The 12,180-nt window shown below is 61.8% G+C and carries 13 protein-coding genes and 1 tRNA gene; 8 read left to right on the forward strand and 6 right to left on the reverse strand.

The annotated features are described in order from the left end of the window. A partial coding sequence (locus tag NKJ08_RS36375) for a GNAT family N-acetyltransferase (RefSeq protein ID WP_352786075.1) occupies nucleotides 1-840 on the forward strand: 840 nt, incomplete at its 5' end. A gap of 20 nt (nucleotides 841-860) precedes the next feature. On the opposite strand, the gene NKJ08_RS36380 is transcribed toward NKJ08_RS36375, so the two are convergent. Beyond that, complete coding sequence (locus NKJ08_RS36380) at nucleotides 861-3,110, reverse strand: GumC family protein (RefSeq protein WP_352786078.1); 2,250 nt, start codon at nucleotides 3,108-3,110, stop codon at nucleotides 861-863. Nucleotides 3,111-3,365: 255 nt separating this feature from the next. Between NKJ08_RS36380 and NKJ08_RS36385 the strand changes: the two genes are divergently transcribed. The 5 genes from NKJ08_RS36385 (at nucleotide 3,366) to NKJ08_RS36405 (ending at nucleotide 8,124) form a co-directional block, all read left to right on the forward strand. Next, entirely contained in the window at nucleotides 3,366-3,929 is a 564-nt protein-coding gene (locus NKJ08_RS36385; RefSeq protein ID WP_352525237.1) for a polysaccharide biosynthesis/export family protein, read from the forward strand. Nucleotides 3,930-3,941: 12 nt separating this feature from the next. After that, nucleotides 3,942-5,066, forward strand: a complete 1,125-nt coding sequence (locus tag NKJ08_RS36390; protein WP_352525239.1) for a glycosyltransferase family 4 protein — start codon at nucleotides 3,942-3,944, stop codon at nucleotides 5,064-5,066. A 123-nt stretch (nucleotides 5,067-5,189) separates the two neighbouring features. Next, nucleotides 5,190-6,725 (forward strand): undecaprenyl-phosphate glucose phosphotransferase, encoded by a 1,536-nt coding sequence (locus NKJ08_RS36395; protein WP_352525240.1) that lies wholly within the window; start codon nucleotides 5,190-5,192, stop codon nucleotides 6,723-6,725. Further along, a complete protein-coding gene (locus NKJ08_RS36400; RefSeq protein ID WP_352525242.1) occupies nucleotides 6,722-8,011 on the forward strand; it encodes an O-antigen ligase family protein in 1,290 nt (429 codons plus the stop codon). Before NKJ08_RS36395 ends, NKJ08_RS36400 begins: the two co-directional genes overlap by 4 nt. Nucleotides 8,012-8,047: 36 nt before the next feature. Continuing rightward, a tRNA-Pro gene (locus NKJ08_RS36405) sits at nucleotides 8,048-8,124 on the forward strand. Between the two features lie 90 nt (nucleotides 8,125-8,214). On the opposite strand, the gene NKJ08_RS36410 is transcribed toward NKJ08_RS36405, so the two are convergent. Together NKJ08_RS36410 and NKJ08_RS36415 are read right to left on the reverse strand one after the other, a co-directional pair. Continuing rightward, nucleotides 8,215-8,673 (reverse strand): YbaK/EbsC family protein, encoded by a 459-nt coding sequence (locus NKJ08_RS36410; RefSeq protein WP_352525261.1) that lies wholly within the window; start codon nucleotides 8,671-8,673, stop codon nucleotides 8,215-8,217. A 119-nt stretch (nucleotides 8,674-8,792) separates the two neighbouring features. Further along, nucleotides 8,793-9,071, reverse strand: coding sequence for a helix-turn-helix domain-containing protein (locus NKJ08_RS36415; protein ID WP_352525262.1), 279 nt, complete (start codon nucleotides 9,069-9,071; stop codon nucleotides 8,793-8,795). Nucleotides 9,072-9,333: 262 nt separating this feature from the next. On the opposite strand from NKJ08_RS36415, the gene NKJ08_RS36420 reads away from it, so the two are divergent. Together NKJ08_RS36420 and NKJ08_RS36425 are read left to right on the forward strand one after the other, a co-directional pair. After that, entirely contained in the window at nucleotides 9,334-9,948 is a 615-nt protein-coding gene (locus tag NKJ08_RS36420; RefSeq protein WP_352525263.1) for a hypothetical protein, read from the forward strand. Between the two features lie 156 nt (nucleotides 9,949-10,104). Then, nucleotides 10,105-10,338, forward strand: a complete 234-nt coding sequence (locus tag NKJ08_RS36425; RefSeq protein WP_352525265.1) for a hypothetical protein — start codon at nucleotides 10,105-10,107, stop codon at nucleotides 10,336-10,338. A gap of 127 nt (nucleotides 10,339-10,465) precedes the next feature. Here NKJ08_RS36425 and NKJ08_RS36430 read toward each other — a convergent pair whose 3' ends face one another. The 3 genes from NKJ08_RS36430 to NKJ08_RS36440 form a co-directional block, all read right to left on the reverse strand. Continuing rightward, nucleotides 10,466-10,807: a hypothetical protein gene (locus NKJ08_RS36430; RefSeq protein ID WP_352525266.1), complete on the reverse strand. Its 342-nt coding sequence runs from the start codon at nucleotides 10,805-10,807 to the stop codon at nucleotides 10,466-10,468. Nucleotides 10,808-10,882: 75 nt separating this feature from the next. Then, a complete protein-coding gene (locus tag NKJ08_RS36435; RefSeq protein ID WP_352786084.1) occupies nucleotides 10,883-11,425 on the reverse strand; it encodes a MerR family transcriptional regulator in 543 nt (180 codons plus the stop codon). 246 nt (nucleotides 11,426-11,671) lie between these two features. Beyond that, complete coding sequence (locus tag NKJ08_RS36440) at nucleotides 11,672-11,995, reverse strand: integration host factor subunit alpha (protein WP_352525270.1); 324 nt, start codon at nucleotides 11,993-11,995, stop codon at nucleotides 11,672-11,674. Nucleotides 11,996-12,180 lie beyond the last annotated feature (185 nt).

The following is a 12,180-nucleotide window of genomic DNA, read 5'->3' on the forward strand; positions in this document are numbered from 1 at the left end:
ATGCTGGCTGCGATTGCCAAGGCGCGGCGCGACATCGATCTTGTCGCGCTGGAGCGGCTGCTGCCCGATCTCGACGGCGTTGCCAACCCGCTCTCCGCTTTGCCGCATTTTTCGAGCCCCAATCTGTCGCTGGCTGCCGGTCTTGTTGGAGGGTTTGATGCACTGCTCACCCGCGTGAGCGGCAAGCGCAGGCGCAAGAAGCATCGCTCGCAGGCGCGCAAGTTCGAGGCCGTCGGCAGCCATCGCCGCATCGAGGCGAGGACTGCGGACGAGGTGAACAGGCTGCTCGACGCCTTTTTCGAGATGAAGGAATTCCGCTTCCGCAAGATGGGCATCGCCAATGTTTTCGGTGAAGCGGAGGTGCGCGCTTTTTTCCGCTCCCTGTTTACCGAGGCGCTTCAAGAGGAAAACCCGTCCTTCGTGCTGCATGGACTGGAAGTCGCCGGCAAGCTTCGTGCGGTCACCGGCTCGAGCCGTTCGGGCAAGCGGCTGATCTGCGAATTCGGGGCGATCGCCGAGGACGACCTCGCCCACACCAGCCCGGGCGACTTCCTGTTCTTCGACAACATCCAGGAAGCCTGCGAGGCGGGTTTCGAAATCTATGATTTCTCGGTCGGTGACGAACCCTACAAGCGATTGTGGTGCGATGTCGAAACGCAGCATTTCGAGGTCCTGGTTCCGCTGACGCTGAAAGGTCGCGCGCTGGCGCTTGCGCTCAGGCACGGCGCGCGCCTGAAGGCGTTCATCAAGCACAGCCCGACAGTCTGGAAGCTGACCAAGCTGCTGCGCCGCAAGGCAGTTGGGCAGACAGCGCCGGTCGCAGGCGAAAACGACAGCTGATTTCGATTGAGAAAACCGTCTCAGGCCGCCGAGCGCCGTCCCGGCATCGGTCCCGGCGCCACATGGCCGATCGGCGTCACCAGCGTCAGGTCGGGATAGCCGCTCTCGATGAGCGCGACCGCAGCCTGCGCCACCTCGTCGTCCGGCTCCAGCATGGAGAGCAAGACCTCGGCGCCCTCGCCCACCAGGCGGCTGATGCCTTGCGCGTCGGCCGGTCCGCATTCGACCACGACCAGATCATAGGCGGTGGTCAGCGACTGCATGATGATCGGCAGCCGGTCGGCGGCGCGCATGGCACGGACCGGATCGGCTGTGCCGACGGGAATAACGTGGCAGTCCGAATAGAGATCGGGGTGGATCACATCGCTGAACTGCGCTTGCGAGGCTAGCAGATCGGTGATGCCCGGAAACAGCCCGCTGTCCAGCATCGGCCGCGAGGCAGCACCCGAAGCGGTGAGATCAAGCAGCAGCACGCGCAACCCAGCGTCGGAGACTGCGCGCGCCACCAGCACCGCCGAGGCGGCCGCCTCGTCACCTTCCGGCGACACGAATATGGCGCGTGCGGCACCAGTGGCGATCAGTTTTTCCGTGGCCTTGTCGACGTCGACCTCGCCGAGGGTAGAACGTTCCGCTTCAACGTCTCCAGCAGCCATTTCAGAGTACTCCGGTTCGATTTTCTCGGCAGCCGCTTCCGCCACCGCGACGGGTTCCGGCTCCACTTTGGTTTCAATGATACCGTCGTCGTCGGTCTCATCGATCTCGGCGACTGCCGGTTCGGGCCGGGCAACCGGCGGGTCGGGCTGGGCAATTACGCGTTCGGCCTGGGCAGCCGGCATCGCAACCTGCTCGATGTGCTCGAAATGGGCGCCGGCGGCCGGACGCATGGCGCGGCCGGAAAACAGTTCCTGCAGCAGCGTGACAATCGCCATGAGCAGCAACGAACCGACAAAGGCCGCACCGACAATCGGACCAATCTTGGGGAAATAGGGTTCGGTCGGCACCTGGGCCTTCGAAAATACGCGAGCGTCGACAGGCAGGTAGTTGCGATCCTTGCGTGCGGCGGCCTGGAGATAGCTGGACGAATAGAGATCGAGCTGCTGGCGCTTGGTCGCGGCGTCACGCTGCAGCGCATCGAGTTCCACCTGCTCTTCGCCGGCGCGGGCGGACTCCGCCTTCAGCGTGTTGACGTCGGCCACAAGTTGAGCCTCTCGCGCCTTCGCCGTATCGGCCTGCGCCATCAGACCCTTCATGATCTTTTCCGCTTCGTTGCGAATCTGGCGGTCGAGATCGGCGAGCTGCGACTTCAGCGCGCGGATGCGCGGATGATTGTCGAGCAAGGTGGTGGAGAGGTCGGCGATGTTGTTCTTGAGTTCGACTTGCCGCTCGCGCAGGCGCTGGATCAGGTCGGAAGACAATACCTCCGGCACGGCGTCCAGCGAGCCGCCATTGCGCAGCGCCCTGCGCACGCTGTCAGCGGTCGCTTCCGCCGAAGCGCGGTTGGCGCGCACCCGTGACAGTTCGCTCGACAATTCAGACAGCTGCTGAGTGGCAAGCACCGAATTGTTGCCGCCCATCAAAAGATCGGACTGCCCACGGAATGCGGCAACCTTGGCTTCCGCCTCCTTCACCCGATTCTGCAAGTCGGCGATTTCCGGCGCCAGAAAGTCGGTGGCGGCGGAATTCGATTCGAGCTTGGCATTGCCCTTGGAGGCGATATAGGCGTTTGCAATGGCGTTCGGGATCGCGGCGGCAAGCTTTGGATCCTCTGACGAGAACTCGATTGCGATCGCGCGGGTTTTTTCAACGCCATAGACGTTGAGCTTCTCATGCATTGCGTCCAGCACGCGCTCTTCCAGCGGAATCTCGAAGGGATCGCTTTTCAAACCAACGAGGACAAGGGCGCGGCTCAGGGCCGACATCTTCAGCGTCTCGTCGAATTCGGGCAATTTCGCGAGGTTGAGCTTCGCCGCCACCTGTTTGAGGATGTCAGGGGACGAAATGATCTGGACCTCGGTGGCCACAGCCTCTTCGTCGGGAATCGACCTCTCGTTGTCGTTGGCACCGGCTGGCCGCGTGAACTCCGATTCGCGAGGTCCGATCTCCAGCTTGGCTGCCGCCTTGTATTCGGGCGTTGCAAGCCAGGCGAGCGCAAAGGCCAGGCCGGTAACAACCAGCGCGACGACAAGGATGCGCAGCCAGTTTCGCGCCAGGCTGGCGAAAAGCTGCCTGAGATCGACGTCGACATCTGCGGCCGCGGATTGAACGGACATGCATCCCTGCTCCGGTACTGAGTCAGGGTGCAGCGTAAACAACTATGGTAACTCAGTTGTTAATATGGCGGTAAGCACCTGTTAGGTTTTACTGACAAGCCGCAAACAAGAGGCTGAAAACCATCTGCATTTATCGATCCGCCCCGCATCGGCCCTGCGCCTTTACCGGCCATTAACCCTAACAGGATGATAACCGAGCTCGATCGTTAAGGTTTGCCGCAGAGTCGCCGGCTATTCAAAGGTACGTGTCCGCTCATGAAAAGCACTGCTCCCCTTTTCCGCGCGCTGCTTGCCGTATCGATGCTTTCGGGCTGCTCCAGCTACCGGCCGACGCCGGCTGCCTTCCATGAAGTGCTCGACCAGCCCTATCGCCTCGGTGCCGGCGACCGCGTCCGCGTCACCGTATTCGAGCAGGACGGATTGACCAACACCTACAGCGTCGACCAGTCCGGCTATCTCTCGCTGCCGCTCGTAGGCAACGTGCCGGCGCGCGGCCACACCGCCCAGCAACTCGAGGGCGAGATCGCCGAGAAACTGCGCCAGGGCTATTTGCGCGATCCTGACGTTTCGGTCGAAATCGATCGCTACCGGCCGATCTTCGTCATGGGTGAAGTGGGTGCGGCGGGCCAGTATTCCTATGTTCCGGGCCTGACCGTGCAGAAAGCCATCGCCATCGCCGGCGGATTCACGCCGCGCGCCAACCAAGAAAGCGTCGACATTACCCGCGACATCAACGGCAAGGTGATAACCGGACGCGTGGTGACCTCCGACCCGCTACTGCCCGGCGATACAGTCTACGTTCGCGAACGCCTGTTTTGATGTGCTGACCAAGTGGCGGACACACTCAGGATCGTCCACTGCTTTCGCTCACCGGTCGGAGGCATCTTCCGGCATGTGCGCGACCTGACCGAGGCTCAGGTCGCCGCCGGCCATGCCGTCGGCATTGTCTGCGATTCGACGACGGGCGGTGATTTCGAGGAACGGCTGTTCGAACAGATGAAAGGCAGCCTGGCACTCGGCATTCACCGCACGCCGATGCAGCGGCATGTCGGGCCAGGCGATCTCGCGTCGGCCCGGCGCACCTATAGGATCATAAAAGAATTGCGGCCGGACGTGCTGCACGGGCATGGCGCCAAAGGTGGCGCCTATGCCCGTCTGTTCGGCTCATTGTTGCGGGTATCCAGGTCTCGCGTAGCCCGCCTCTATTCGCCGCATGGCGGTTCGCTCCACTATGACGAGACCACCGCCATGGGGAAGCTGTTCTTCGCCCTCGAGCGCTTCATGGCTCGCTTCACCGATTGCCTGCTGTTTGTTTCCGATTATGAGCGGCGAACTTATCGCAGGAAGGTCGGCGAGCCGCCCATTCCGAACGCGCTCGTCCACAACGGCCTGCGCGCCGCCGAGTTCGAGCCGGTGCGGACCGAACACAATGCGGTTGACCTCCTCTATATCGGCATGATGCGCGACCTCAAAGGCCCGGACATCTTCATCGATGCGCTGGGGCTAGCCGCAACACGACTCGGCCGCCCATTGAAAGCGCTGATGGTCGGCGACGGCGACGACCTGCCGCGCTATCGCGCCCAGGTAAATCAGCTCGGCCTCGACGTCAGCTTCCTGCCGCCGATGCCAGCCAGGCTCGCCTTCGCGCTGGCCGAACTGGTCGTCGTTCCCTCGCGCGCGGAAGCCATGCCCTATATCGTTCTGGAAACGCTCGCCGCCGGCAAGCCGCTGATCGCGACATCGGTCGGCGGCATACCGGAAATCTTCGGCACCGGCTCCCCTGCCCTGATCCGGCCCGACCCGCGCGAACTTGGCAACAAGATAAGCGCTGCGCTGGCCGATCTTGACGCCTACAAAGGCCTGATGCCCGGCGCCGCCGACCTCAAGGCACGCTTCGGCGCCAATGTAATGGCCACCGAAATCGAAAAGGCCTATTTCGCCGCGCTCAGACAGTAGAGCAACTGATTTCCACTCGGCCGCAAAATGCTCCCGGTGAAAGCGTCTCCAAAGCCATCTGTTGTTTCAAGGGTTTCTTAGCTCTCTTTTGCTATTCACCTGAGGGAAACCTACGGACGCCCCATGAACGAAATCGACCCCGCGCGCCGTTTTTCGCTAGACGCGGTGCGCAAATTCGACGCCCCTGCCGAGAACAACACGGCCGGCGGCATGAACGACGTCGCCCGTCAGGTCGCCTCGCAATACCGGCGCGATACGATGTCGCCGATCATGGTGAGCGGCGTCCTGCGCATGGTGGAATTCGCGCTGCTGTTGGTGTCAGGTCTTGCCGTCTATTTCTATTATGTCGGCTTTTTCAACTATCTTGCCTGGCAATACTCGCTGACGATCGCCGCCACCTCGTTCCTCGCGGTCGTTCTGCTCGACGTCACCGACTGCTACCAGATCGTCGCGCTGATGCGGCCGATCGCCAATTTCGGCCGTCTTCTGCTGGTTTGGGCCGGAACCTTCGCCTTGATGGCGCTCACCGCCTTCACCATGAAAATGTCGGAAGACTATTCGCGCCTGCTCTTCGGCACGTGGTTCGTTATTGGCTTCGTGCTGATCCTGGGTCTCAGGCTGGTGATGTCGAAGCTGATCCGGCGCTGGGCGCGCGACGGGCGCATGGAGCGCCGCGCCGTCATCGTCGGCGGCGGAAAGGCGGCGGAGGTGCTGATCCGCTCAGTCGAAAAGCAGCCCTACAACGACATCCGCATCTGCGGCATCTTCGACGACCGTGGTGACAAGCGTTCGCCGCCGGTTGTCGCCGGCTATCCCAAACTCGGCACGATTTCCGAGCTCATCGAATTTGCCCGCATCGCGCGCATCGATATGCTGATCGTTTCGCTGCCGCTGACCGCCGAATCGCGCGTGCTGCAATTATTGAAGAAGCTGTGGGTGCTGCCGGTCGACATCCGGCTGTCGGCGCATTCGAATGCGCTGCAGTTCAGGCCGCGCGCCTATTCCTACATCGGCTCGGTGCCGATGCTCGATATTTTCGACAAGCCGATCAACGACTGGGATTCGGTCGCGAAACGCGCCTTCGACATCGTCTTTTCGATCATCGGCATCATCGTGTTCTCGCCGGTGATGCTGGCGACCGCGATCGCGATCAAACTCGACAGCAAGGGGCCGGTGCTGTTCCACCAGAAGCGGCACGGCTTCAACAACGAGATCATCGAGGTCTACAAGTTCCGGTCGATGTACACCGACAAGGCGGACCCGACGGCGAAGCAGACCGTGACCAAGAACGATCCGCGCGTCACCCGCGTCGGCCGCTTCATCCGCAAGACCTCTATCGACGAATTGCCGCAGTTCTTCAATTCGCTGTTCGGTTCTCTGTCGCTGGTCGGGCCGCGCCCGCACGCCATTGCCGCGCAGTCGCACAACCTTCTCTACAATGAGGTGGTCGACGGCTATTTCGCCCGCCACAAGGTCAAGCCCGGCGTGACCGGCTGGGCTCAGATCAATGGCTGGCGCGGCGAGATGGACACCAACGAGAAGATCCGCATGCGCACGGAATACGACCTCTATTATATCGAGAACTGGTCGCTGCTGTTCGATCTGAGAATCCTGTTCCTGACGCCGATCCGCCTGCTCAACACGGAAAACGCGTATTGAGCGCGATGGCCTACGAATTGCCGGCGGCAGCGGTCAACGCCAAGCTGATCGCCCTGATTGCGTCGGGGGCGGTTTTCCTCGGCGTCTTCCTATCTGGTTTCGTCATTGCCGAGCCGGCGCCATACGACCTCTATATGATCGGGCTGATCGTGGTGTGGCCCTTGTTCGGCCTGCGCATCCAGCGCGCGGCGGTGCCGCTGCTCGTGCTGCTGGTGATCATGAACGTCGGCGGTATGATCTCGATGACGCAGATGTCGGACCTCGCCGGCACGCCGCTCTATCTCGCCGTCTCGCTGTTCCTGGCCCTCACCGCGGTTTTCTTCGCTTCGGTCACTGCCGTCCAGCCCAGTCTCTACCGGGTGATCTTCGTCGCCTATGTGGTGTCGGCAGTGCTGACTTCGCTGGTCGGCATTGCCGGCTATTTCCATGCCTTTCCAGGAGCGGAGATCTTCACCAAATACGACCGTGCCGCCGGCGCCTTCCAGGACCCGAACGTGTTCGGGCCGTTCCTGGTGCTGCCGGGCATCTACCTGCTCTATCTGCTACTTACGGGTTCGATCGCGCGCATGCCGCTATTGGCGTTGCCGCTGCTGATCATCACCGCCGGCATTTTCTTTTCCTTTTCGCGCGGCGCCTGGGGCATGTTCGCCGTTTCGGCGATTCTGCTGACCGGGGCCTTGTTCCTGCAGAGCGCCAGCGGCAAGTTCCGGCTGCGCGTCGTCGTCATGACCATCGCCGCCGTCGCGCTGCTGGTCGTTGCAATGATCGTCATCCTGCAGCTGCCGGGCGTGGCGGAGATGTTCTCGAACCGCGCCCAACTCGAACAAAGCTACGACACCGCCCGCCTCGGCCGCTTCGCCCGCTACACGATCGGCTTTCAGATGGCACTGGAGCATCCGTTCGGCATCGGCCCGCTCGTCTTCGGCAAGATCTTCGGCGAGGACACGCACGACATCTGGCTGAAGATGCTGATGGATTACGGCTGGCTCGGCTTCGTGTCGTTCCTGACGCTGACGTGCTGGACGATCGCCGCCGGCTTCCGCATTCTGCTGCGCGACCGGCCCTGGCAACCTTATCTCCTATGCGCCTATGTCGCCTTCATCGGCAATATCGGGCTCGGCACCTTCATCGACATCGATCACTGGCGGCATGTCTACCTGCTGCTCGGGCTGATCTGGGGCGCCATCGCGCTCGAATACCGCCATCAGTGGCAGTTGCGGGCGGCGCGGCGACCGGCAGCTGCAACTACTGTTGCTTCGGGCAGGACAGCAGCCGAATTCGGTTGACCGGACCCGGTCTATCACGATACATCGCGACCGGTCCGGAGTGTAGCGCAGCCCGGTAGCGCACTTGACTGGGGGTCAAGGGGTCGTCGGTTCGAATCCGGCCACTCCGACCATTTCAACAAGGACTTGCCCCCAAAGTCCCTTCCTCTCAATCCCGGTTTCCATCCAGCTGCAGTCGTCAGGGTTGGGACCTCGATGATTGACTATTGGCAAACATCCACCCACTCGGCTTCGACGAGTTCGGCCATGCGTTGCGGGCTGAGACGCACCGCCGCATTCGCTGCGCCTGCCGCGGGCACGACTTCGTCAAAAGCGCGCAGCGACATGTCGCAATAGACCGGCAGCGGCGCGGGCAGGCCGAACGGACATACCCCGCCGACGGGATGTCCGGTCGCGGCGAACACCTGCTCGGCGTCCAGCATTCGCGCCTTGCCGCCGAACCGGTCCTTGAATTTGCGATTGTCCAGCCTGGAGATGCCGCTGGCGACGATGAGCATCGTCTGGTCGCCGGCGCGCAAGCAGATCGTCTTGGCAATCTGCGCCGGCGCTACGCCATGCGCTTCGGCGGCCAGAGGCACCGTCGCCGAGCTGGCTTCCGTGACGATGACATCGATGTCGGGCGCACGGGCAGCGAAGAAGGCGCGAACGGATTCGAGGCTCATCTCCGACAATTCCCGTCTCGCGTTGCCATGGCGGCCGGCAAGTCCGCTAAGCGGCCGGCAAAACGAAGCCCGCCAGGGCAACCCATGGCGAGCTCGTCGAATAAACGCATGGCACTAGGCTACGAGACCGATCGCCTTTCCGCAGGCAAGACGGCTTCGTCGAACAGAGCGCTTTCCGGAAGTTGAAGCGCGGAGGCTATACGCCGACGTTTCGAAGGATCGGCATCCTTGCCGCTTTCGATGTCGGCAATCTCATAGGCTGCCAGCCCGCACGCCAGGGACAGCTCTTCGATGCTGTATCCACGGGCTTCCCGGGCGGTTCGGACGGCACTGCGTTCAGGCGTAACCGCGCTCGCCGCCAGTTCGGAGTAAGGTTCGCGTTTTGCTATTTGGGGCATTGGCAACTCCGTGGGATGAAAGAGTTAGATCAAATCATGTTGTTGCCTGAGACGGTCGGGAGAATGCCTGCTCGCTGGTGATTTGCCAAGCATCAAAGATAGCGTCACGGCATCGTGAACCGACGCAGGAATGGTCATACGCACGTCTTTCCTATCAAGTTCTTTTGAATGGCCGGACGCCGAATCGTTCGACGATTTCGAGCCGCCAACTCGTTAAGCGGCTGTTGCTGGCGCGCCAGCCGTTTTGAAAAGGATCAATCCCATGAATTTGAAGACCTTCGCGATCGTGCTTGGCACGATTTCCGGCCTTATCGGGATCACATTAGACGTGACGCAGGCGGCGGACACCATGCGCGTGCGCGGCACGGTCGTCAGCCTCGCCGGGTCGACGCTGACCGTGAAGACGCGCCAAGGCGACGCCGACACGATAGCTCTTGCGCCCGGCTGGAAAATCTCCGGCGTTGCCAAAGCGTCGGCAGACGATATCAAGCAGGGCGACTTCGTCGGTATCGCCTCCGTCGCCAAGGCGGACGGCGGCAGCGGGGGGCTGGAAGTGGTGATCTTTCCTGCGGCCCTCAAGGGGACCGGCGAAGGCGACCGCCCCTGGGACCTGCAGCCCAACAGCCGGATGACCAACGGCACCATCGCCGATGTGACGAATGTCGACGGCCGCACCGTGACGTTGATCTATGACAATGGCCAGCAGAAGAATATCTCGATCCCGCAAGCCACGCCGATCGTGACCTTCGCTGCCGCGACACCGGCCGACCTCAAGCCCGGCGCGACGGTCTTCGTCAACGCCGAGCGCGGCAAGGGCGGCACACTGACATCCGGCCGGGTCGTCGTCGGAAACAATGGCGTGGTGCCACCGATGTGAGGTGAATGGCGTGCCGAGGCGTGATCGACCGGTAGCCCGGTGGGGCAAAGGTCTTCAGACACGGCTCAGAAACAAAATTCTACAGTCCGGAGACACTGGCGAAAAATTCCAGGGCGATAGTCCTAACCGCAGCGCTCGAGTCACCGACCTAAATCAGTGACGCTCAAATTCCGCCTGCGCAAAAAAGGAAACGACGTCATAAAGAAGTCTCTTCTCTCCGCCCTTGGACTTGCAATCGCACTTGCCTTCTCGATGCCGATCATCGGCGCGAGCAACGCGAATGCGGCGACGATGCACACCACCGTCAAGAAGCATCATCGCCATCACTACCACCACCGCGTCCACCACTACCGCCATCATCACAAGAAGGTTGTGGCGAAGAAGTACTGAAAACACCTTAGGACAGACAGCCGGCAAGCAGGCATTCTTGGTCTTTGATCAAGGGCGGCCAGCTTGCCGGGTTTGCCGCGTCAGCGAAAAATGCGGCCGTCCGCTGACGACCGCAATTTCCCATGTCTCAATGTGCCGACCTTGATCGCGCTCGCGGCGTTTTTTGCTGCCCGCCGCCAAGGAACAGACTGGCGACGAGCCCGACCAGAACCAGCCCAACAGCGGCCGCCGTCGCCGGGTGATCACGGGCGGTCTTCTCGATCGCCCGGCCTTGCCTTCTGATCGCCGGCAAGGCGTCGCCGAGGCGCTCGGTGATGTCCGAATAATAGTCCGACGCGGTATCGCGCCCGTCTTCGTAATAGGCGCCGCCTCGCTTCAACACGGCTTTCTTCAAGGTGGCCAGTTCTCTGGTCAGGGCCGCGACCTGCTTGTCCAGATCGGTGTCGGAGATGCTCGAAAGCGATGCCATGACGTGGTTCCTTCATCTGCAGAAGGAAGCCTAACGCATGACCCCGAAGACCGTTCCGGTTTGCCCCGGCGGGCTCTAGCGAACCTGATCGAGCAGGCGCTTGCATTCCAAGAGGTCGAACAGCGCCTCCTGCAGCAATGCGCGATTGTCACGGGAAAGTTTTGACGCGTCCGGCGGAACCGGGCCTTCCTCGTCGGTCTTGCCGATGCCGAAAAAACGACGGCTGGGTTTCACCCTCGGTTGACCGACCAGCATTTCGTCGTCCGGGCCGCGCGGCTGCGCCGCTTGCGTCAGCGGCACCGCGTCAGCGTGTCGGCGCTGCGAGATCGCCTCGACCGCCGCCATATCGCCACTGCCGACGGCGATCAGGAACTGGTTGCCGTTCTCGCGCAATAGCTTCTGCACGCCCTTGATCGTATAGCCCTGATCGTAGAGCATATGACGAATGCCCTTGATCAGCTCGACGTCCTGCGGCCGGTAGTAGCGGCGGCCGCCGCCGCGCTTCATCGGCTTGATCTGGTTGAAACGCGTCTCCCAGAAGCGCAGCACGTGCTGCGGCAAATCCAGATCCTCCGCGACCTCGCTGATGGTGCGGAAAGCATCGGGGCTCTTGTCCATGGGCAAATCCTCACGCTAGAGCATGATCGCGAAAGGCGGGAACCGGTTTTCGGGCAACATCATGCTTAAACAAAGAGATCAGCTTTCCGCCCCACCGGAACGGATCACACCCAAATACCGATCCGGCCTGCCGAATCGCATCTTATTTCAGCGGTTTATGAAACAATATTCAAGCCCGGCGTAAAAGCAGGGTTCGTTTTTCAACCGAAGCCTGGAGCATGATTCTCGGCAAGGGAGATTGGGCGTCTACTTGCTGCCCTTGGCCTTGCTGGTTTGATGGGAGCGCAGGATGCGGTTCTTCAGCACGTTCGACGACTTGAAGGTCATCACCCGGCGCGGCAGGATCGGCACTTCCTCACCGGTCTTGGGGTTGCGCCCGATGCGCTCGTTCTTGGAGCGGACATGGAAGGTCGCGAAGGACGACAGCTTCACCGTCTCGCCGCGAACGATCGCCTCGCAGATCTCATTCAGCACCGCCTCGACAAGCTCGGCCGATTCAGTACGCGACAGCCCAACCTTGCGGTAAACGGCTTCGGCGAGGTCGGCGCGCGTAAGTGTCTTTCCCCCCATACGAACCGTCCCATCAGCTCAAAAAAATAAATCGATACAAGCAACGGCAGAGCCTAAGTAATTGATCCGTCAAGGTCAAGGACCCGAACCCGTTAGTTCGGCACTTACCAACGGAGCAGCACCGGCGCCCCGGTGCGCCGCCCGCCCCAGCCCGCCGCCGGCGCGCCGGGGCCCGGGGGGAGTGG

The organism is Mesorhizobium sp. M0244 (genome assembly GCF_040321795.1).
GTDB lineage: Bacteria > Pseudomonadota > Alphaproteobacteria > Rhizobiales > Rhizobiaceae > Mesorhizobium.